The sequence below is a fragment of the Thermoanaerobacterium sp. RBIITD genome, assembly GCF_900205865.1.
Taxonomy (GTDB): Bacteria; Bacillota; Thermoanaerobacteria; order Thermoanaerobacterales; family Thermoanaerobacteraceae; genus Thermoanaerobacterium.
Genome location: NZ_LT906662.1, coordinates 1,526,458 through 1,547,570, shown reverse-complemented (window position 1 = coordinate 1,547,570; position 21,113 = coordinate 1,526,458). Strand labels below are relative to the sequence as shown.

The 21,113-nt window shown below is 32.3% G+C and carries 22 protein-coding genes and 1 other annotated feature; of the genes, 10 read left to right on the top strand and 12 right to left on the bottom strand.

Going from position 1 to position 21,113, the window contains the following annotated elements; all coding sequences use genetic code 11:
• The first annotated feature begins 35 nt into the window (after positions 1-35).
• Both CPG45_RS07175 and CPG45_RS07170 read left to right on the top strand, forming a co-directional pair.
• Positions 36-1,325: an S-layer homology domain-containing protein gene (locus CPG45_RS07175; protein ID WP_096231263.1), complete on the top strand. Its 1,290-nt coding sequence runs from the start codon at positions 36-38 to the stop codon at positions 1,323-1,325.
• Positions 1,326-1,550: 225 nt separating this feature from the next.
• A complete protein-coding gene (locus CPG45_RS07170) occupies positions 1,551-1,787 on the top strand; it encodes an HPr family phosphocarrier protein (protein WP_096231262.1) in 237 nt (78 codons plus the stop codon).
• 62 nt (positions 1,788-1,849) lie between these two features.
• Here CPG45_RS07170 and CPG45_RS07165 read toward each other — a convergent pair whose 3' ends face one another.
• The 5 genes from CPG45_RS07165 to CPG45_RS07145 form a co-directional block, all read right to left on the bottom strand.
• Complete coding sequence (locus tag CPG45_RS07165) at positions 1,850-2,968, bottom strand: hypothetical protein (RefSeq protein ID WP_096231261.1); 1,119 nt, start codon at positions 2,966-2,968, stop codon at positions 1,850-1,852.
• 66 nt (positions 2,969-3,034) lie between these two features.
• Positions 3,035-3,853, bottom strand: a complete 819-nt coding sequence (gene rsmA / locus CPG45_RS07160; RefSeq protein WP_096231260.1) for a 16S rRNA (adenine(1518)-N(6)/adenine(1519)-N(6))-dimethyltransferase RsmA — start codon at positions 3,851-3,853, stop codon at positions 3,035-3,037.
• A gap of 55 nt (positions 3,854-3,908) precedes the next feature.
• Positions 3,909-4,916, bottom strand: a complete 1,008-nt coding sequence (locus CPG45_RS07155) for a resuscitation-promoting factor (RefSeq protein ID WP_096231259.1) — start codon at positions 4,914-4,916, stop codon at positions 3,909-3,911.
• A gap of 229 nt (positions 4,917-5,145) precedes the next feature.
• Positions 5,146-5,379 (bottom strand): hypothetical protein, encoded by a 234-nt coding sequence (locus tag CPG45_RS17010; protein ID WP_096231258.1) that lies wholly within the window; start codon positions 5,377-5,379, stop codon positions 5,146-5,148.
• Positions 5,380-5,462: 83 nt separating this feature from the next.
• Positions 5,463-6,227, bottom strand: a complete 765-nt coding sequence (locus tag CPG45_RS07145; protein WP_096231257.1) for a TatD family hydrolase — start codon at positions 6,225-6,227, stop codon at positions 5,463-5,465.
• Between the two features lie 216 nt (positions 6,228-6,443).
• On the opposite strand from CPG45_RS07145, the gene CPG45_RS07140 reads away from it, so the two are divergent.
• The 6 genes from CPG45_RS07140 to CPG45_RS07120 all read left to right on the top strand — a co-directional run bounded on the left by CPG45_RS07140 (position 6,444) and on the right by CPG45_RS07120 (position 11,756).
• A complete protein-coding gene (locus CPG45_RS07140; RefSeq protein WP_096231256.1) occupies positions 6,444-7,763 on the top strand; it encodes a helix-turn-helix domain-containing protein in 1,320 nt (439 codons plus the stop codon).
• Positions 7,764-7,866: 103 nt separating this feature from the next.
• Positions 7,867-8,004, top strand: coding sequence for a hypothetical protein (locus CPG45_RS16815; RefSeq protein ID WP_013296671.1), 138 nt, complete (start codon positions 7,867-7,869; stop codon positions 8,002-8,004).
• Positions 8,005-8,136: 132 nt separating this feature from the next.
• A complete protein-coding gene (locus CPG45_RS07135; RefSeq protein ID WP_096231255.1) occupies positions 8,137-8,703 on the top strand; it encodes a papain-like cysteine protease family protein in 567 nt (188 codons plus the stop codon).
• A gap of 96 nt (positions 8,704-8,799) precedes the next feature.
• Positions 8,800-9,537, top strand: coding sequence for a hypothetical protein (locus tag CPG45_RS07130; RefSeq protein ID WP_096231254.1), 738 nt, complete (start codon positions 8,800-8,802; stop codon positions 9,535-9,537).
• Between the two features lie 296 nt (positions 9,538-9,833).
• On the top strand, positions 9,834-10,589 hold the full coding sequence (locus CPG45_RS07125) for a C39 family peptidase (protein WP_096231253.1): 756 nt from the start codon (positions 9,834-9,836) through the stop codon (positions 10,587-10,589).
• A gap of 117 nt (positions 10,590-10,706) precedes the next feature.
• Positions 10,707-11,756 (top strand): hypothetical protein, encoded by a 1,050-nt coding sequence (locus tag CPG45_RS07120; RefSeq protein WP_096231252.1) that lies wholly within the window; start codon positions 10,707-10,709, stop codon positions 11,754-11,756.
• A gap of 82 nt (positions 11,757-11,838) precedes the next feature.
• Here CPG45_RS07120 and metG read toward each other — a convergent pair whose 3' ends face one another.
• The 4 genes from metG to CPG45_RS07100 form a co-directional block, all read right to left on the bottom strand.
• The gene (gene metG, locus CPG45_RS07115) at positions 11,839-13,749 is read right to left on the bottom strand and encodes a methionine--tRNA ligase (RefSeq protein ID WP_096231251.1); all 1,911 of its coding nucleotides are present in this window, start codon (positions 13,747-13,749) and stop codon (positions 11,839-11,841) included.
• 96 nt (positions 13,750-13,845) lie between these two features.
• Positions 13,846-14,078 (bottom strand) — a binding site (T-box leader).
• Positions 14,079-14,132: 54 nt separating this feature from the next.
• Positions 14,133-15,533 carry a CCA tRNA nucleotidyltransferase gene (locus CPG45_RS07110; protein WP_172856503.1) on the bottom strand — a complete coding sequence of 467 codons (1,401 nt, stop codon included), beginning with the start codon at positions 15,531-15,533 and terminating at the stop codon, positions 14,133-14,135.
• Between the two features lie 77 nt (positions 15,534-15,610).
• On the bottom strand, positions 15,611-16,132 hold the full coding sequence (locus tag CPG45_RS07105; RefSeq protein WP_096231250.1) for a spore maturation protein: 522 nt from the start codon (positions 16,130-16,132) through the stop codon (positions 15,611-15,613).
• A 4-nt stretch (positions 16,133-16,136) separates the two neighbouring features.
• Positions 16,137-16,721, bottom strand: a complete 585-nt coding sequence (locus tag CPG45_RS07100; protein WP_096231249.1) for a nucleoside recognition domain-containing protein — start codon at positions 16,719-16,721, stop codon at positions 16,137-16,139.
• A gap of 137 nt (positions 16,722-16,858) precedes the next feature.
• Here CPG45_RS07100 and CPG45_RS07095 point away from each other — a divergent pair, with 137 nt between their 5' ends.
• Positions 16,859-17,110, top strand: coding sequence for an AbrB/MazE/SpoVT family DNA-binding domain-containing protein (locus CPG45_RS07095; RefSeq protein WP_231969087.1), 252 nt, complete (start codon positions 16,859-16,861; stop codon positions 17,108-17,110).
• 47 nt (positions 17,111-17,157) lie between these two features.
• Here CPG45_RS07095 and CPG45_RS07090 read toward each other — a convergent pair whose 3' ends face one another.
• The 3 genes from CPG45_RS07090 to CPG45_RS07080 form a co-directional block, all read right to left on the bottom strand.
• Complete coding sequence (locus CPG45_RS07090; protein WP_096231248.1) at positions 17,158-18,036, bottom strand: cation diffusion facilitator family transporter; 879 nt, start codon at positions 18,034-18,036, stop codon at positions 17,158-17,160.
• A 155-nt stretch (positions 18,037-18,191) separates the two neighbouring features.
• On the bottom strand, positions 18,192-19,004 hold the full coding sequence (gene rsmI, locus CPG45_RS07085; RefSeq protein WP_096231247.1) for a 16S rRNA (cytidine(1402)-2'-O)-methyltransferase: 813 nt from the start codon (positions 19,002-19,004) through the stop codon (positions 18,192-18,194).
• A gap of 2 nt (positions 19,005-19,006) precedes the next feature.
• Positions 19,007-19,753: a tRNA1(Val) (adenine(37)-N6)-methyltransferase gene (locus CPG45_RS07080; protein ID WP_096231246.1), complete on the bottom strand. Its 747-nt coding sequence runs from the start codon at positions 19,751-19,753 to the stop codon at positions 19,007-19,009.
• 119 nt (positions 19,754-19,872) lie between these two features.
• Between CPG45_RS07080 and CPG45_RS07075 the strand changes: the two genes are divergently transcribed.
• Entirely contained in the window at positions 19,873-21,096 is a 1,224-nt protein-coding gene (locus CPG45_RS07075; RefSeq protein ID WP_096231245.1) for an arginine deiminase, read from the top strand.
• Positions 21,097-21,113: the final 17 nt, after the last annotated feature.

Here is a 21,113-nt window from a genome sequence, read left to right as displayed (position 1 = left end):
TATATAATAAATACACATTTAGGAGGTATCAACCTATGTCAAAAAAATTATTAAAGGTCATGTGCTTTGTTTTAGCTTTCACAATGCTATTTTCTATTGCATTTGCTAAGCCTAATAATAAAGTACATAAGCAGAATCATTTCTTCGTTGACCTCAATGGATCAAATTCGGTATGGGCTTATAAAGCTATCGACTTAATGTATGCAAAAGGGCTTATAAAAGGAATAGGAAATGGTGAGTTTGCACCAATGAAGCCTGTTACCCACTTAGAAGCTATTGTAATGATACTAAGAACAATGGGCCTTGAAAATGAAGGTGACAAAATTAAAGAACTTCCACCTTTCTATAAAGGAAATAAACCTTCATGGGGTATGGGCTTTATTACATTAGCGTATGAAAAAGGATTTATCACGGCTGACGAACTAAAAGCATTTAATCCAATGGAAAGTAGCAAAAGGTATGAAATTGCAAAATACCTGGTACGTTCACTCGGCTTAGATGATCTTGCAAAAAGCAGCATGGATAAAGTTATGAATTTCAATGATTGGAATGCAATCCCGAAAGATGCAAAGGGATATATCTACGTTGCTGTAGAAAAAGGATTATTAAATGGAGATGGCAAAAACATCTATCCTAATATCCCTGTTACAAGAGCAGAAATGGCAGCATTTCTTGAAAGACTTGATAATAGAATAGAAGATGATAATAATGAAATAGATAAGAGGGACATTGCAGGTACTGTATATGCTATTAATGACAATAGTTTGTCGTTAAAAGTAGATAGTAATATATTGACATATAAATTTTTAAATGATAATATTCCTGTCTACAACGGCGACAATTTAATTAATATTTCAACTATCAAAAATGGTGATAAAGTTAGGTTAATTCTTAATGATAATAGTAATATTATATTTATAGAAATAAAAGATATAAATGATGAGGAAGTGATTCCGATAGAACTTAACAAAGTTGCTGATCCACCGAAAAAGGTAGTAGATGTGCTAAATAAACTGTTAAATCGTCAAGAATATTCCCTTATAAACGATAACGGTATATATTACATCATAGCAACAAGGGGTGAAATGCGGACTGGGGGATATTCAATAAACATTGATAGCGCTAAATTAACCAAAGATAATAATGAATTGACGCTGGAAGTAAATGTGTCATATGTAAATCCATCTAAAGACTCTATGGTCACTCAAGTAATAACATATCCATATGACATAAGAAGTTTCAAATATGACGGCAAAATTACAAAAGTAGTCATTAAAACAAAAGTAGGACCAGATATTACAAAAATTGATTACCTAAATCCTTAAATTAAATCTTCATCTCTCCATAGGCCCTTTAAAGGGCCTATTTATTTCGCATAGAAATTGCGAAAAAAAAGTATCATCAATTTTACCGAAGAATATTTAATTTATTCAACTTTTTATTGAAAACAATTACCAAAATATAATACTTATTTTTGTTAAATCAGATGATTGATTAAATTAAGTTTATAATATATGATAAAGGTATAATACAATAAGGGGGAAACAAAAATGAAGGAATTTAAAGTAAGCCTTAATTCAATAGACAAGGTTAAAAACTTCGTAGAAAAAATGGCAAAATACCCTTTTGAAATTGATGTTGTTTCAGGCCGGTATGTAATAGATGCGAAATCCATTATGGGAATATTCAGCCTGAATCTTGAAAACGTACTTACAGTAGTGCCACATGTGACAGATGAGGATACATTGTCAAAATTTACTAACGACTTGAAAGAATATCTCGCCTAAGAATAACTAAATCAAGCATATATCATATGATCAATAATATAAAAGCGTAGATTTCTACGCTTTTATATTATTGGAGGCGGTGTAGGTCCTTTTGGTATTGCTATCTGACCTGTTGATGCATCAATGTGCATTAGCCAGTACCCCGCATCACCAGCACTCCTCATATTCTCTTTTACAGGATTCCAATATACAAATCCTGTCATCCCTCCAAATGGTTGATCTGATAGTGTAAATAAACCCGGCATACCATAAACTATATATTTAAGCTTACCTTTTTCGTCATTTACAAAACCTACGAGATAGTGGTCATAATAGCTATCTTTATTACCCGTTTTAATCCTCCACCATCTGTAGCCTTCTAAGCCCTTTTCAAATGGGTATACTTCGTCGAGATAATTAACTATATTATTTACATATTCTCTTAGGTATTTTACATATCCGTTATTTTTTTCGTTACTATTAATCTCATAACCTTTACTTTCCTTGTCCTTTGATTTATCATCTTTATCAGCCTCTTTTTTGATCTCAGCATTTGTATCGAACTCAGTTTTCTCTTCAGGAATATTAATGTTTTGAATTTCATTGATTTCGGTCTCTGTATCAAGCTGAATTTCAATTTCAGGCTCTCCGGTTTTTGTATTTTCAAATTCCGGCACAGCATAATTTTGAGGTTCACCTTTTGGGATTTCATTAAGGTAAGGTTTCTCTTCTTGCGTAATCTCATTTTTATTTTCGGCATTTTTTATATCACTGCTTTTCATTAATTTTTTATAAATAGACTTCCAGTTAAATCTCGTTTTATCCATAATGCTCGATAAGGTTACTAATTTATTGCCATTATCAGCTTCAACAAATGCCACCGATAAATCATCGAATTTTGAGCCAGAACCCATCACATTATCTGTATCAAAAGTCCATTCGGCACCGCCCCTGCCTTTGTCATCTACTCTAACAGCACCGAATTCAATTATTTGAGGATTTTCACCACTCTTTAAGAATTTTACATTGTACGAAAAGTTAGGATCAAGGTTTTGTAATGATGCTGTAATTCTTCCTCTACCGCTCCTTGTCTCAACCTTCAAATATCCTGTTATTTCTTTGTCTTTTAATAGTGCTGAGCCTATTTCATCCTGTTCAAGCATTATATACATCCGCTTATAGGTATCCTTTCTTAAAGGCATTTTATTATCCCCCTTATTTCAAATATACTTTTCGCAATATATATTATGAAATAAGGGTATTTAATATTACATTTTCATCTCACTAATAATATTTGAAAGCTCAGCAAATTTTTGTATTGATAAGGTTTCACCCCGTTGTTTTTCATCTATCCCACACTTTAAAAGAGCATTTAGTATAATAGACTTTTCTATGCCAACTGATTTTAATGAATTTGTTATCACTTTTCTCCTCTGTCCAAAGGACGCCTTTACAATTCTGAAAAATAGTTTCTCATCTTTTACCTCAATGGAAGGTTTGTCATAAACATGAAGCTTTATCAATGTAGAACTCACTTTTGGTTTCGGGAAAAAAACATCTGGTGGCAATTGTAATAACATTTCAGGTTTTGAATAATAATTAACAGCAATTGTCAGTACGCCATATTCTTTGCTACCGGGTCCTGCACATATTCTTTCAGCTACTTCTTTTTGTATTAAAATCGTAATTTCCCTAATCAAATGTGATTTTAACAGCAGCATTATAATAGGAGACGTTATATAATACGGCAGATTTGCAACTACCTTGCACACCTCACCATCAAAATATTTATCTACAATTTCTTCTAAATTCACTTTCATTATATCATCGTTTAATATAACCACATTTTGATACTCTTTTAAGTTTTCTTTAAGTTTTTCTATAGCTTCTCCGTCAATCTCAAAAGCTACAACCTTTTTTGCCCTTTCTGCAAGCTCCTTTGTCAAGGTTCCAAGTCCTGCACCTATTTCTATTACATAATCATCCCCAGTTATTTCAGCGCAATCTGCTATTTTTGATAAAATATTTCTATCAAATATGAAATTCTGTCCAAGTCTCTTTTTAGTATTAAATCCATTAATTTTCAAAGCAATCATTCCTCTTGATATATTGGTTTAAAAAACAAGACAGGTAAAAACCTGTCTATTTTAATATATAAACTCGTACAGTACGTCTTCCCCAATTGCATGCTTCTTGATATGAAGTAAAAAACAAATCAATGATATTACCTTTTATAGCTTCACCTGTATCAGCTGCAATACCTGGTCCATATCCTTCTACATATAATCTTGTACCAAGAGGTATTACACGCGGATCAACTGCAATAATCCCTCTTCTAACAGTCGCCCCTGAATACGTAAGGGATCCAGGTGGTGCATCATATCCAGTTGCATCCATGACTTTCATCTCACGATATCTAAAACTTTCTCCCCTGGATGTCGTGAGCAAACCAAGTGTACCAATTTGCACGATTTTATTTATAGGGTTTTGAACAAGCTTATCATCTATAATCTGTCGCGATACTTCTTTTCCATCTTCATATGTAATTTTTATCGTTTTTTGACGTTTTCCAATTTGGCCTTCTTGTACAACTTTAGTCTGGCCCCTTACCATATCATCGTTATTTACCGTTTGCGTTGCAAAGGGTATATCTTCTTCTTGTGTTATAGTCTTCTCATTTACACGAACTATAGTAACACTCATCCCGTTATATGTGTTGCTATCAACGGGAACGCTGATTTTATCGTAAGGGCTCAGTACAATATTGCCTTGTGTCAAAGCATCTTTTAATATCGGCTTAACTGTATATATTGTCGTGTCTTTCCCATCAACATGTACTGTTACAGGATATGCTCTTTTGATACTTACCTTCATTCCCTCTTTTATTTTGGAATCCAATGAAGGTGTAACAACATCTTCTTTTCTCAGTTTGATATTTTTTTCAGTGAAAAGCTCTTTTAGTGTATGTTTAAATGTTATAACAACAGTTGATTTGCCGTTATCTGTAATTGTAACCTGTTTTTTCAAGGTAACGTATACACTTATACTTATTATTGAAATTACTATCGCAGCCAATATCAGAATTACAACCGGTTTTTTAATGTAATCATTAAATTTAGCCGGCCACATTCTTCGGTTGCCTGTTTCCATTACATAACCTCCTAATATTTATTGGGGAGTCTTTTAATTATTTTAATATAACATGATATTTTTGTCAAACGTTTTTCATATTTTTATCTTCCTTTCCATATTAAGCTAATATTTATATTATCTACTATTTATTATATTCTATACATCAATAAAATATGAATAATCGATTTATGTCGTATAATATCAAAATATACAAGGTAATAAAAAACCGCCCATGTAGGGCGATTATTTATCTTTGCATCATTTGCATCATTTGTGTCATTATCATATATGCCATAGAAACATGGTGGTATGCCCTCATGAACATCTCCATATGTCCGGGCGGACAAGGCATTGGTCCCGGCATAGGACCTGGCATTGGTCCCGGCATAGGACCTGGCATCGGACCTGGACACGGTCCGGGTATTGGTCCTAGCATTGGTGGAACATTCGGCATATTGACATTTGCATCTTCTCTATACATTGAATTGTATCCCCCTTTATATCAATAAAAATATCGCATTTCAATACCAGTATATGTTCCACCTTATCATTTGCTATAAATTATCACAAATTTATACTAAATAAACTTGCCGAATTATTAGCAGTAATATTACATACTTCTTCATAATCTATATTTTTTATCTCAGCTATTTTTTTTGCAACATATTTCACATTAACTGGTTCATTTCGCTTTCCCCTATATGGTACAGGTGTCAAATATGGGCTATCAGTCTCTATCAATAATTTTTCTATAGGTATTTTTGACGCAACATCCAAAGCTTTCTTGGCGTTTTTAAATGTGACAGGTCCACCAAGAGAAATATAAAAATTCATTTCAATTAATTGAAATGCCATCTCGCTGCTGCCTGAATAGCTGTGAAAAACTCCTCTTAAGCTGCTTGTCCACTCATTCTTCACGATATCCAGAACATCTCCATGTGCATCCCTATCATGAATTACAATTGGTAAATTATACTTTTTTGCAAGCCTTATCTGTTCTATAAAACATTGTTTCTGATATTCCACTGGTGGATCGCCATAATAATAGTCAAGGCCAATCTCTCCTATAGCAACAACTTTTTCTTGAGATAACAATTTCTCGATAGTCTCAATGTCATTTATCTCCTTTTGTGAATGCTCAGGGTGAATGCCAATAGCAGCATATATAAATTCATTGCTCTTAGCAAGCTCAATCGATTTTTTTGAAGTCTCAATATTTGATCCAACATTTATCACTAATGTAAGCTCATCTTTGCACCTTCTAATCACATCATCTCTGTCATCATCGTATTTTTCATCTTCTAAATGCGCATGTGAATCTATAAGCATAAAATCATCTCCTAAAGTTTATTATCATCAATGATATAATTTGCAACATCTTTTTTATTTTAACATATTTTATCAATATGAAGTATATAGTATATTTTTTGAGATGCAAGTGAAAAATCTATTTACACAAATAAGCTATAATCACTCTTTACCTTACATTTATGATAAAATAAACTTAATAATATAAAATGACATATTAAAAGGATGGTAGATTGTATGGAATTTTTAACTCCTGGTGAAAAAGTTAAAAAAATAAGAAAGATGCTTAAGATTAAGCAGAGAGAACTACAGGATGAAAACATAACAAGAGGTTTTATAAGCATGATTGAAAGCAACAGAAGCGGAATGAGCATTGATACTGCAAAAGCAATCGTAGAAAAATTTAATAAAAGGGCAAAAGAACTTGGTATACATTTAAACATAAATGAAGAATATCTTCTTTTAACTCCCAAACAGGAAGCAGAAAAATATTGCCTTGAAAAATTAAATAATAATATAGAATATCAACATATAAAAGATATTGATGAAATAATCGAAATTTCCGAAAAATACGTATTAACTGAAATAAAAATTAAAGCTTATATAAAAAGGGCAGATTTGGAATTTGAAAATCATAAATATAAAAAAGCTTTTTTAGATTATCACGAAGCACTTGACATATTGATTAATACAGGAGATAAATCACTACAAGCATTCCTTTATAACAAACTTGGAAGATGTAAAATAAATGAGGGAGATTATATTGAAGCATTAACATATTTCAATAAAACATTGTATTATTCGCTTCAAATCAATGACTTAAAAACTAAGAAAAATGCAATTTATAACATCGCTTTATGTTATAAAAAGCTTAACAAATTTGATACAGCATTTAAATATATAGATGAATATCTATCGTTAATTGATAAAAATGAGGAATTTACGCATTATGTATATATAAATATTCTAAAGGCAAATTGTTATAAAGATAAAAAAGAATATGAAAAAGCTATTAATTTATATCAAGACTTAATTAAAGAAGTTAACGATACCGACATTACATTGGTTGGATATATATATTCTAACCTCGCAGAGATATATCTTGAACAAAGTAATTTCGATAAATCATTAGAATGCTTTAACATCGCAGAAAAAATTAGACGAGATAACGATATGACAAATTTGCATCATACATTGATTGATAAAGCAAATGTTTATATAAAAAACGAAAACTACAACGAAGCTTTAAAATTACTTGAAGAGGGCATAAATCTATCATATAGAAATAACGATATTGAATATATATTGAGAGGAAACTATATGCTAACTGACATTTATAAACATTTAGACGATAATAAAAATCTTAATAATACTTACATGAAAATAATAGATGTATTAGAAAATGTAAATAATGAACGTGAAATCATAAAAATCTTTGCAAATTTGTCCCTTATGAATCTTGAACAAGGAAATGCTAAAGAATGCAAAGACTATCTTAATAAAATAATTGAAAAAATAAACCAAAACGAACATGCAATTAAAACAAATACATTTTAATTGCATGCTTCCCTTTATAATGGTACAATATACCTGTACATACCATAAAATGTAATTATTGCAGTATAAAAATTAAATATTAATAATGGGAGGTGCAAATTTGATGAAGAAAAATATTTTAAAAGCCATAGGATTTGTATTGATTTTTATATCATTATCAACATTAGTTATCAAAATTAAGACATACGAAGATCCTCCATCAATCGGACTTAATGTAGTAATAACAAAAAATGTAATGTAAAAGAAAATGCAACTAATTTTGTTTGAAAATTAGTTGCATTTTTAGTTTTCTTATATTATACTAAAAATTAAGAATAGTAAATAGATAGTAATTTACTATTCTTAATAACTAATGTAAAGGAGAGATTTAAGAATGAAAAAGTACTTAATTTCGCTTCTATTGTGTCTGGCATTAGTTTTTTCGACAACTATTGCGTTTGCGAGCTCTGTAAAATTAAGCATTCCACAAGGACCTGATTATAAACAACCAGATGGCTCGATGTGGTGTTGGGCTGCTTCGAACAAGTGCATAATTCAATTTATTAAGGGATCTTCTAAATCACAAAGTGATATAGTCTATGATGAGTTTGGTAACCGAAGTTTAAATCAAGGTGCAACTCTTGAACAAGCAAAAGAGTCATTAGGAAGATATGGTCTTAAATCCTCATTACAAGACAATGGACTTAGCTTTAACGGTGTAGTATCACAAATTAATAATAATCATCCTATCTTTGCCAGGATAGAAAATGGTGGTGGATTATTGTATTCCCATGCTAATACAATTAGAGGATACGATACGTCAACAAATATGTTATATTTTGAAGACCCTTATGATGGCCTTTACCATGCCCAAAACTTTAATGATTATTCATCTGGTGTGCACTGGGACGGTTATGCTTATGAATGGGATGGTAGTATATTTGATATAAGCATTAAATAATATTATTTAAGATTTTATTTTTTTAATCTATATCATCTATATAGGTCAATACAATGTTTGTATATCTCCAAAAATAAAACAAGGGAGGAAAAATAAATGAAACGAAAATTAATTATGATTGCGACATTGTGCATGCTCATCATATTTTCTATTGGTACCATTAGTTATGCTGTCTCTCCTCAAGTGCAAGCCAATATTGCCGCACAAGACAACTTTAAAACATTGCTTAAAAGCATTAATACAGAATACCGCGATTTTTATTTTACAACAAAAGATGAAGTATCAAAGGCAAAGTTGGGAAATCCAATTCAATGGGCCACTATTGATATTAATAAATATGATCCTTCAATAAAAATAAGTGATCAAGTCACTCGTGAACCATTTTACACATACCCAGTAATAGCTGGAAACAATGTAATAACCGATTTTTCAATCATATTAAAGGATGAAGAATGGCATGTTGTAGATTTTGGCGGAGCATTAACCAAAAATATTTATAAATTAGCAAATGAAAACAACTTTAATCCGGACGACTGCTTTTTACTGAATTTTGGCGGTGATATATTTGTGATTGTTAATAAAAATGGAGAAGAGATGGCCTTTTCACCGTATTATTCTGATCAAAATGCTGGTCTAAAGGAAAAAACACTTGTAAACAGCGATATTATTAAAAAATCTTTTGTGAACAAAGTGCATAATATTCAAGAAAAAGCAAAACAAGGAAATTATAAAACAATAGGCAGCAATGAAGCTCTATATGGACTTCCTCCGTTAGAATTCAAGCAGAAAGGCATTTTTGAGCGTTTGTCTATTTATTTTAATCATTTATTATAATGATTATTATACAATTTGATCAGCATCCTAAGCTCTCATTGAATAACTTGAAGCTTGTCTTGTATATACACAAGTTAGGCAAACTTAGTCAAGCAGAAATTGAGATGCCGAAAATCGGCACCTACTTCATAAAAAATGTGCCGAATTTCGGAACTTCCCAAATGTTGGAGTTAGAGTTATAATGTAGTCAAACAAATGAATGGCCATTCGATGTTTAATAAAAAATGTAGTTAGTATACTGTTTTGGTACCAAAATAGTATTACTAACTAATTAATGTAAATGAGGAACAATCAACATGAAGAGCATAGCAAAGATGTGTATAACTTTTATAATCGCTTGTTTGTTTTTTACTCAAATCGCTTTTGCTGAAAATAACAAAGTAAAAATTAATGAACAATATGTAAAGCCAGATCTAGAAATGCAAAAAAAATCAAATGAAAAAATAGAAGCATTTATGGAAAAATTGAATATAGCAAATGAAAAAGAAGGTAATATGTTAATAATACAATCTGATCCAACGATACCACCTTCAAAACAATTAAGCACAAGTGGCTATACAAATCAACCTAATGGATATACATGTGGTCCTACATCGGCACATAACTTATTAATCACTCTGGGGAAAAATGTTTCAATAGACACATTAAGCCAAGAATTAGGAACCACACAATCAGGTACATCTTTTGATACAAACAAATGGTCAAATGTCTTAAACAGTCATATAGGTAGTAGTAGTTGGTATGTAGGAATGTGGAATCCATCTACTGAAAATTTGTGGATAGCTTTTGTAGGAGACATTGTAAGTGGGTATCCATTGATATTAGATACACACATTTCCTCTAGCACTGCCATATTACCAGGTTACGAAAATGACCCTAATGTTAACGTATGGCATTATGTTACTGGAGTAGGCTATAGCGGTTATAATAATACTACACATTATATTGCATATTTTGATCCAAACAAATTTCGCAATGGTGCTTACGGTTTACATACGGTTAATGTGAGTACTATGCAAGCCGCTGTAAGTGAAAGAGGGATTATTTACTAGCAATAACTAACAAATGTTTTATTGATGTTATAAAAAGTATACTATAAGAAGATGATTTCTCTTCTTATAGTATACTTACTTTAATTTAATAGATATAATAAATCGGGAGGCAATGTAATGAAAAAAAGTGTAATAATTTTGTCCATCATTTTATTGTCCATTTTGTTAACATCTTGTCATGCAAAAACTAATAATCAAATACATAAAAGCCTTAATATAGATAATGCTTCAATCATTCCGCAAAACACAATTCCTCTTGGATTTGACAAATATCAAAAAAGAATATTGTTGGCAATAGAAAGCAAAAACAAGAAAAAAACAGAACTGGGCTTCTACGATTTAAATACAAGTGTAGTTAAACCAGTGATAAAGCCAGTTAATCCTGATAAAAATATAATAAATGCTGTTACAGACGGAAAATATGTTGCTTGGGTAGAAGTATCTGACAATTCATACGGAAATGACTGGACAATATATGCTTATAATATAAAAACCGGAACCATTAAAAAGATAGACTACGGAAAATTAAATGAAAAATCTGCTTCAAAAGTATCCTTTAATCAACAGCCAAACCTATCATTGGATGACTCAAAACTTGTATGGTCTACCTATGAGATGGAAAACAATAAAATCCTGTGTTCTTTGGTTTTATATGATTTAGCAAATGACAAAAAACAAGTAGTGAAAAGCATCGATGGATTGGGAAATAGTTATATTGGACATCCAAAAATATTTGACAATTACATCGTATGGCATGAAGGTAAAATCGAAAAACAAAGCGAAGTTGGCAAGGTCTACCTATACAATATTTCAAATAGCAAAATTACAAAAATAAGCGATAATGGATTCACACCAAATATTTACGGTGAAAATATTGTATGGGTATCTGATAAAAGCCATATAACTCTCTACAATCTCAAAACTAAAAATACTGTAGAGATTGTAAAAGGCGATGCAGTAGAAAGATGGCTTCCATCATTAAACGATACATATATTACGTGGTATGATAATATGGGAATATTAGAATTATATAACATTAAGTCAGGTAAATTGCAAGACTTCCCTGTAAAAACAAATAATTTTTCTAGCATAATGGGTAACGTATTGACATGGACTAAATTAGAAAATAATAAAGGTATAACACAATTTATCACCCTTTCTGAATGATAGAAACTAAAAACAAATAACTAAGATACAAGTTAAACAAACTTTAGATAAAATAATGGCGGGTAATGCCCGCCATACTTTTTTATTTTACCTTCGCACCGCTTTCTATGTCTTTATCTAAAGTTACGACAGTCAATTTGCCTTCGTTTGATGCCGCCAAAATCATTCCGTACGATTCTATGCCTCTTAATTTTTTAGGCTCCAAGTTAGCAACGAGGACAAGTTTTTTGCCTACCAGCTCCTCTGGTTTGTAATGTAGTGCAAGTCCTGATACAACTTGCCTTACTTCATCACCGACTTTAAGCTTAAGCTTTAATAATTTATCAGCGCCTTCTACTTTTTCCGCTTCCAATACTTCTGCAACTCTCAAATCGATTTTTGCAAAATCGTCTATTTTGATGTAATTTGTCTCTTCTTTTAGCTCTACTTTTTTAGGCGATTCTTTTTCAGCTTCTTTAAGCTCCTTTTCTACATCGATCCTTGGGAAAATATTCTCCCCTCTTTTAACTTTTGTGCCTGATTTCAGTAAGCCGAATTTAAGGCTATCCCATGTTCTTAAATCATCGCTAATCCCAAGCTGTTCATATATCTTGATAGGCGTATTTGGCATAAACGGCGTTATTAAAACTGCAACAAACCTCAATGATTCAACAAGGTTGTAAAGAACCGTCTTAAGCCTTCCCTTTTTATTTTCATCCTTCGCTAAAACCCATGGCATCGTCTCATCGATGTACTTGTTTGCACGACCTATAAGCTTCCAGATTTCTGTAAGGGCATTAGAAAACTGCAGCTTATCCATATAGCTTTCAACAACTTTTGGCAGAACGTTGGCTATAGATATCAAATCGTCATCGATTTCTTCTTTTTCCCCAGCTTCAGGCACTGACCCACCAAAGTATTTTTCCACCATTGTTACAGTTCTGCTTAGAAGATTGCCAAAGTCATTTGCAAGGTCCGAATTTATCCTGGAAATCAGCGCTTCATTTGAAAATACACCATCTGCTCCAAACGGAACCTCTCTTAAGAGGAAATACCTTATAGCATCTACACCGTACTTTGACACAAGCTCTTTTGGATCAACCACGTTTCCTTTTGACTTTGACATCTTTCCACCATCCAGTATAAGCCAGCCATGGCCAAATACCTTCTTAGGTAAAGGCAAATCCAGCGCCATAAGCATTGCAGGCCATATTATGGTGTGGAATCTTACGATTTCCTTTCCAACAAGGTGCACATCTGCCGGCCAGTACTTTTTAAAATCTTCATCGTAATCCGTAGAATACCCCAGCGCAGTTATATAATTAGACAACGCGTCAATCCAAACATACACCACATGCTTAGGGTCAAATGGAACTTTTACTCCCCAATCAAATGACGTTCTGGATACACACAAGTCCTCAAGACCAGATTTTATGAAACTAACCATCTCATTCAACCTTGATTCAGGTTGTATAAAGTCCGGATGTTCTTCATAGTACTTAAGAAGCCTATCTGCGTAATTTGACAGCTTAAAGAAGTAACTTTCCTCCTTCACAAGCTCTACAGGTCTGCCGCAGTCAGGACAGTTTCCATCAACAAGCTGCTTCTCAGTCCAAAACGTCTCACAAGGTGTGCAATACCATCCTTCATATTCGCTTTTATATATGTCGCCCTTTTCATAAAGTTTCGTAAATATCTTTTGAACAATCTCTTCATGCTGCTTGTCTGTTGTCCTTATAAACTGGTCATTGCTTATGTCCATTGTCTTCCACAAATCTTTGATCCACGCCACAATCTCATCAACATACTGCTTTGGCGTAACGCCTTTTTCCTTAGCCTTTCTCTGTATCTTCTGACCATGCTCATCTGTACCTGTCAAAAATCTCACATCGTACCCTGTAAGCCTTTTAAACCGCGCCATCGCATCTGCAGCAACAGTCGTATAAGAATGCCCTATGTGAAGCTTATCACTGGGATAATAGATTGGTGTTGTAATGTAAAACGTCTTTGCCATAAAAATCCTCCTCATTTTAATTATTTTTAATCGTGGTTACTTACTTCAAATTTATTTAATACTTGAAAATCCAGACGTAAAAAAACCCGCCACCCAATTAGGGGCGAGTTATTCGCGTTACCACCCTTTTTCACATACGCCTCACGGCAATATGCCTCAATAAGTGCCATCACACTCTTACTCTGTAACGGGAAATCCCGCCAAAGCCTACTTAGTTTCAGCTTTGAAGCTCTGGGGCCATATTCAAAAGTTCATTCTCTGCCGGCTTTCACCTACCCCGGCTCTCTTTAAGAGAATTTCCTTTCTACTCTTCCCATCATTGCCTTTTTTAATATTATTTACATTGTTATATTTAATATACTTTAACTTAAGTGCAATGTCAACTAAATTTTCTTCATTTTCATTCTTTCCTCAACGAATTTTATTGCATCATTTCTATCTTCAATATCTCCGTAAAACTGATTTTTTCTTATCTCATATAATATTTGATTAAGCAGTTTATAATTTTTAAGGTCAAAGTTTACTATTATATCGAGTGGTGTCAAAAGCGGAGTTTTTGTATTATTATAGTCGACATATCTTCTAAACATTCTCAATATGAAATCCCTATAATGCTCAGCATCGCTTAACCTATCTGCTGCAACCCTTGTTGAAACAACATCAGCCTGGGACAATAATAAACACCCAATTGAATCATCCTCAAGGTCAGAGAAAAGTTTAAAAAGCGGCTTATTCGATATACCATTAACATAGATAGATAAAGGGTTCATATGATATAGGACCATCTTTTTTATCAATGAAGATTCCTTTTTCCCCATTTTCATCCTTCTAGTAATACCTGACAAAACTTTTTCACCTTTTATATCATGATTGTAAAAATGTATGTGATTTTCAGCATCAATGTAAATTGATTCCGGTTTACCTATATCATGAAATAATGCCGCAAGTTTCAAAATATCTCTTATTTTCTTTCCAGACGAAAGGTCTTTATCAAGATATTCACATATCATTTTTGAAATATCAACAGGGAATCTTAAATCTTCTATAATATTTTCATATTCTTCAACCGTCTTTATAGAATGATGCCATGCATCAAGAACATGATAATAACATTTACCTATATCTTTCATCTTGTAAACCTCTGGAAAAATGGCATCCATTAATCCAAGCTCGTCCATTAATCTAATATATTTAAATGATTCTTTTGACTTTAATATTATGTAGATTTCATACATTATTCTTTCAGATGATATGTTTTTTATTAAATTTGCTTTTTCCTTTATTAGATGTTTAGTTTTTTCTTCTATATTAAATTTGTACATTGAAGCAAACCTTACTGCACGAAGCATCCTTAATGGGTCATCATCAAAAGAATTTTCGCTTACATATTTGATCTTCTTATTTCTCAAATCATTTAACCCGCCCATTGGATCTATAATAAAATCCATGTCAAAAAAATCAGTTAGTTTCATAGCCATTGCATTTATAGTAAAATCTCTGTGTAATAAGTCTTCATATATGTCTTTTCCTTTCATATCTGTAAAATCCATGATTGTCCCTTCAAATACAACCCTGTATGTCCCTCTTTCCTCTGCATACGGTACGTATGATCCCCCAAGCTTTTCTGCCACTAGCTTCGATATCGATGAAACATCACCCAAAACTGCAAAATCATAATCATTAATTTCTCTATTTAGTATTCTATCCCTAACGGTCCCACCAACAACATATATTTTCTCAGCATAATCACCAAGTATTCGTTTTATTTTATTAATCAAAGACATAATGTCATGCATTCCCTTCAGTAATTTATAATACATTTTATCATTTATAGTATATCAAATTTTAAAATGTAAACAAGTCAAAAAAAGAGTCTACTATAAAAAACAGATGCAAGTATAGCAACTATGTCTGCGAAAATGCCAGCTAAAACTGAATGCCTCATTTTTTTAATTCCTACAGATCCAAAATATACCGCTAATACATAAAATGTTGTTTCAGTTGAGCCATACATGACAGAGGCGAGTTTTGAGATAAATGAATCAGGCCCATGAGACTTAATCAGTTCCGTTGCAACCCCAAGAGCACCGCTTCCTGAAAGAGGCCTTATAAGTGCTAATGGAACAGCTTCTGAAGGCATACCTATCTTTGTCGTCAAAGGTGTAAGTAGCTTTGCCAATAAATCTAGGGTGCCGGATGCTCTTAATACACCAATAGCCACAAGCATTACTAAAAGTGCCGGAAATATCTTGATGATCGTATTTATGCCGTCTTTCGCACCATCGACAAATACTTCATATACTTTAACATGTTTTAGCAATCCGTAAAGAGGAATTAACATTAATATAACTGGTATAATCCATTCAGAAATAAGCTTTAACATAAGATCACTCCTTAAAAAGTGGTGATTTCTCTAAAATTTTTACAGTTGTAACACCAGCTATAATCGCTGTAACACTTGATAAGAGCCCAGCAATAACAAAATCCGCAGGGTTTTTAGCTCCCAATGACGCTCTTATCCCTATCATTACTGCCGGTATTAATTGCACAGATGCAGTATTAATGACAAGGAACGTACACATAGAATTTGATGCAATATCACGCATATTTAGTTCCTGAAGGTATTCCATCGCCTTTATACCAAAGGGTGTTGCTGCATTGCCCAACCCTAACATATTTGCAGATATATTCATAATCATTGCACCTATTGCAGGGTGATCTTTTGGCACCTCCGGAAAGAGTTTAATAATTAATGGCTTTAATATTCGAGATAATATATCCATTAAACCTGATTTTTCGGCAATCTCCATAATGCCAAGCCATAAGGACATGATACCAATCAATCCTATAGATATTGTAACGGCCGATTCAGAAGAATCTATTATAGCTTTTGATACTTCACCCATCCTTCCACTTATCATTCCTACGATAATCCCTATCGCTATCATAAAAAACCATATATAGTTTATCAAAAATATCCCCTCCATTCTATAAAAATTTATGTTATTTTTTTTAAAAAATGTCAAAAAAGTATTGACTTATTTTGCAAAACTTGGTATTATTACATATGAGAAGAAATTGTCGAATTTTGTTACTTCAGGAGGGAAGAATTATGTTGAAATCTACTGGAATAGTTCGAAAGGTAGACGAGTTGGGAAGGGTCGTAATTCCTATTGAGCTTAGAAGGACATTAAATATAGCAGAAAGAGATGCTCTTGAAATTTATGTAGACGGCGAGCAGATAGTACTTAAAAAATACGAACCTGCTTGTATTTTCTGTGGCAACGCAGAAAACGTAGTTAATTATAAGGGCAAAAATATCTGCAAAGAATGTCTTGAAGATCTCAAAAAAAGCGAATAATCGAAAAAAAATAATAGAAGTTAATCTTCTATTATTTTTTTGCCTTTCTAATTTTGAGCTTCGGTTTTATCATATGGTTCTATATGAACGATGACTTCCGTAACACCAGGTATCTCTTTTTTTAGTTTTTCTTCAAGTTCACTCGCTATATCATGGGCATCGCGGATATTTTCATTTGGATCAACCATTATATGAAGGTCTATGTTTATATCATCTTCCCGTCCTCTACTTCTTATTTGATGGCATGACAAAACACCTTTAATACTAACAGCAATATCATGTATCTTTTTAGAGTCTACTACAATTCTGTCACATAAAATATCCGAACTGTGCTTTATTATCTCGATACCTGCCTTAATTATAAATACAGCAATTATTACAGACATTATAGGGTCAATATAAGGTGTTACTTTAAATTTTAAAGCTATAAGTGTTACAAGCACAGATACAGAAACAAATATATCGCTTTTTGTGTGTAGCGAATCTGAGACAAGTATGTCACTTTTTAGCTTAATGCCCTGATTATATTCGTAAGTAAATACAAATATATTTACTATGAGTGTTGCGATCATTATTATAAAACTATCAATTGTTATTTTAGGAATAACTGGTGTAATAAATCTGCTATAAGCTTCTTTTAATATATTAAAGCTTACAAAGAATAGCATAACTGATATAAAAATAGAAGAAAATGTTTCAAACTTCTTATGCCCATAGGGATGTTCTTTATCTTCAGGTTTCGATGCAAGATAAATCCCCACAAGGCCAACTATATTGCCTGAGCTGTCAGAAAGTGAATGATATCCGTCAGCCATCATACTTGCACTCTTTATATACAAGCCATATAATATTTTAGCCAATGCGACTATTATATTTAAGACTAATATTATTATCAAAACTTCTTTTATTTTTTTAAATGTGTCCATTTTAAGACCACCTTATAAAAATCAATTGATAATGTTAAGTATACTACATATTATATGCTTAAACATAAAAATATGCAATATAAAAGCAAAATATTTTTTAATTGCAGTTATTGATTTTCATTATCAATTGATATTGAGAAACAAAATCGTATACTTTATTTATCATTTAACGTAAGTTTATAAACTTCACTTTTGGGTATGCCTAATTTTTTAGCAGTTAATTTTACTGCTTCCTTTTTATCAATACCGCTATCTATATATTTTTTAATTAATTCCTCAGGACTTAGGTTTATAACTTCTTTAAATCCTTCTACAAGCACAACTAGTTCGCCCTTAACCTCATTACCGATTTTACTTAAAACTTCATCAATTGTTCCTCTTATAAATTCTTCATGTATCTTTGTTAGTTCCCTCGCGATCACAATTTTTCTATCACCGGCATATGGCTTAAATTCGTTTAATGTATCGATAATTCTATGAGGTGCTTCATAAATGATAACCGTTCTCTTTTCATGAAATATATTATTAATAACCTCTTCACGGTCTTTTTTCTTTGTGGGTAAAAATCCCATAAACGTAAATTCATTTGTATCAAGTCCAGACCCTATTAAAGCCGTTGTTATAGCTGTTGGTCCTGGGAGTGGTATAACATTTATATTCTCATCTATACATAACTTAACAAGGTCCTTACCTGGATCAGATATCCCAGGCGTACCAGCGTCTGTCACCAATGCTACATTTTTGCCTAATTTTAATTCATTGACTATCTTAATTCCGCTTGAAACTTTGTTATGCTCGTGATAACTTATAAGAGGCTTTTTAATTTCATAATGATTTAGAAGCCTCACGGTCTGCCTCGTGTCTTCGGCAGCAATAAAATCAACTTCTTTTAATATCCTCAAAACCCTCAAGGTTATGTCTTCAAGGTTCCCGATGGGTGTCGGGCACAAATATAAATTTCCTATCACTATTACCCCTCCTCAATGCTGGTCTTTCCATATATCTCAATAAGCTCATCTGTATATTTACCATTATCTCTGTATACATACAGTGGCTTTATTATATTAAGTCCCATTTTTGCACCTTTTTTTGCTTCTACTAAAACCAAGTTTGGTTTTTCGTCAATATACGGTTGCACAAATCTAATTTTCTTCGGTTCAAGATTATATTTCCTTAAATTATAAACAATATCCACAAGTCTATCCGCTCTATGTACCAAGAAAAATTTTCCACCGAATTTAAGCAATCTCCATGTAACCTTTATAAAATCCTCAAGATTACCGTTTAATTCATATCTTGAAATATTTTCACTTTCATTGTTTTTATCAAAACCGGTTTCGCATGGCATATATGGCGGATTTGTTGTAACAATATCATACTTCTCTATTCCTAATTTATCCACAATTTTTCGTATATCGTCATTTATTATTGTTATTCTATCTGTAAGATTATTCAGCATCACACTTCTATAAGCCATATCAGAAACTTCCTTCTGAATTTCTACCCCGATTATATGTGTATCATTTGATTTTCCTGCAATTAAAATTGGTATAATTCCAGTACCGCAGCCTAAATCGACAATTTTATCACCTTTTTTTGTATATACGAAATTAGAAAGCAAAACGGCATCCATTCCAAATTTAAATTTGCTTTCATGCTGGATTATTTTAAGTCCATTTAAATTTAAGTCATCTATTCTTTCACCATTTTTTAGCATATATCCACCTCATTTATAAATAATTTTACCATAATAATAAATTAATATAAATTGTATTGAAAAATAAGTATAAGAAAAGTATACTATATAAAGAGTTTATGCGTAGGAGGAATGTGCCGGTGACACAGCCATTATTAATTCCCCATGTATCGTCAGAAATCGGAAATCTTAATGCAGTTATTTTGCACAGACCAGGAAAAGAATTAGAGCGTCTTACGCCTCAAAATCTCACCGAGCTTCTTTTTGATGACATACCATGGGTTAAGAAGATACAAGAAGAACATGACAAATTTGCAAAAGTATTAAGAGATAATGGTATAACTGTATTGTATATTAAAGATCTTCTTAAGGATGTTTTAAGAAGCGAAAACATAAAAGGGCAGTTTATAAATGATCTGCTAATGATCAATGGCATTACATCATATGAGATAAAAAATTATTTAAAGGACTTGCTTTTAAATATGCCATCTGATAATGTTGCTGAAATAGCAATAAGTGGACTTGAAAAAGGTGATATCAATTGTAATAACATGCCAATTGGTCTTGCGGAATACATATACGAAGATCACTATTTTTATATTAAACCTGTTCCAAATATGTATTTTACAAGAGACCCCGGTACCATGATTGATGGTGGTTTGATGATAAGCTCTATGAAAACAGCTGCAAGAAAGCCAGAGACATTAATACTTAAATATATCTATCAGAACCACGATTTATTTAAAAAGAATAATATACCTTGCTGGTATGACAATACATACTTTCATTCTTTAGAAGGCGGTGATGTTCTTATATTGAGCGATAAAGTTATTGCAGTCGGTTGCGGAGAGAGGACAACGCCGCAGGCAATAGAGCAATTGGCACACAACCTTTTTGTAGGTGGTTCGACAGTAGAGCGAATTATCATCGTTCAAATACCTGTTAATAGGTCTTATATGCACCTTGACACAGTTTTTACAATGGTTGATAAAGAAAGGTTTGTTTTTTATCCAGGAATAAAAAAAGATTTGAGAGTATTCAGCATTATAAAGGAAGAAAAGGGCTTTTCAATCAAAAAAGAAAAAGACCTAATGTGTGCATTAAAGACTTCCCTCAATTTAAATAATATAGAGATAATTCCTACCGGTGGATTAAATGCTATAACATCGGCAAGAGAGCAATGGAGTGATAGTACGAATACCCTTGCAATAGCCCCAGGTGTTGTAGTAACATATTCACGCAATGAAGCATCAAATAAGATTATGGAAAAAGAAGGCATAAAAGTAATCGAAATAGAGGGTTCCGAATTGTCAAGAGGAAGAGGTGGTCCCAGATGTATGAGTATGCCTATCGTAAGAGATTAAGAGGGATAAAACCCTCT

Coding starts and splice junctions, on each gene's coding strand:
- CPG45_RS07175 (WP_096231263.1), top strand. CDS start 36: ATGTCAAAAAAATTATTAAAGGTCATGTGCTTTGTTTTAGCTTTCACA.
- CPG45_RS07170 (WP_096231262.1), top strand. CDS start 1,551: ATGAAGGAATTTAAAGTAAGCCTTAATTCAATAGACAAGGTTAAAAAC.
- CPG45_RS07165 (WP_096231261.1), bottom strand. CDS start 2,968: ATGCCTTTAAGAAAGGATACCTATAAGCGGATGTATATAATGCTTGAA.
- CPG45_RS07155 (WP_096231259.1), bottom strand. CDS start 4,916: ATGGAAACAGGCAACCGAAGAATGTGGCCGGCTAAATTTAATGATTAC.
- CPG45_RS17010 (WP_096231258.1), bottom strand. CDS start 5,379: ATGTATAGAGAAGATGCAAATGTCAATATGCCGAATGTTCCACCAATG.
- CPG45_RS07145 (WP_096231257.1), bottom strand. CDS start 6,227: ATGCTTATAGATTCACATGCGCATTTAGAAGATGAAAAATACGATGAT.
- CPG45_RS07140 (WP_096231256.1), top strand. CDS start 6,444: ATGGAATTTTTAACTCCTGGTGAAAAAGTTAAAAAAATAAGAAAGATG.
- CPG45_RS16815 (WP_013296671.1), top strand. CDS start 7,867: ATGAAGAAAAATATTTTAAAAGCCATAGGATTTGTATTGATTTTTATA.
- CPG45_RS07135 (WP_096231255.1), top strand. CDS start 8,137: ATGAAAAAGTACTTAATTTCGCTTCTATTGTGTCTGGCATTAGTTTTT.
- CPG45_RS07130 (WP_096231254.1), top strand. CDS start 8,800: ATGAAACGAAAATTAATTATGATTGCGACATTGTGCATGCTCATCATA.
- CPG45_RS07125 (WP_096231253.1), top strand. CDS start 9,834: ATGAAGAGCATAGCAAAGATGTGTATAACTTTTATAATCGCTTGTTTG.
- CPG45_RS07120 (WP_096231252.1), top strand. CDS start 10,707: ATGAAAAAAAGTGTAATAATTTTGTCCATCATTTTATTGTCCATTTTG.
- metG (WP_096231251.1), bottom strand. CDS start 13,749: ATGGCAAAGACGTTTTACATTACAACACCAATCTATTATCCCAGTGAT.
- CPG45_RS07110 (WP_172856503.1), bottom strand. CDS start 15,533: ATGTCTTTGATTAATAAAATAAAACGAATACTTGGTGATTATGCTGAG.
- CPG45_RS07105 (WP_096231250.1), bottom strand. CDS start 16,132: ATGTTAAAGCTTATTTCTGAATGGATTATACCAGTTATATTAATGTTA.
- CPG45_RS07090 (WP_096231248.1), bottom strand. CDS start 18,036: ATGGACACATTTAAAAAAATAAAAGAAGTTTTGATAATAATATTAGTC.
- CPG45_RS07080 (WP_096231246.1), bottom strand. CDS start 19,753: ATGCTAAAAAATGGTGAAAGAATAGATGACTTAAATTTAAATGGACTT.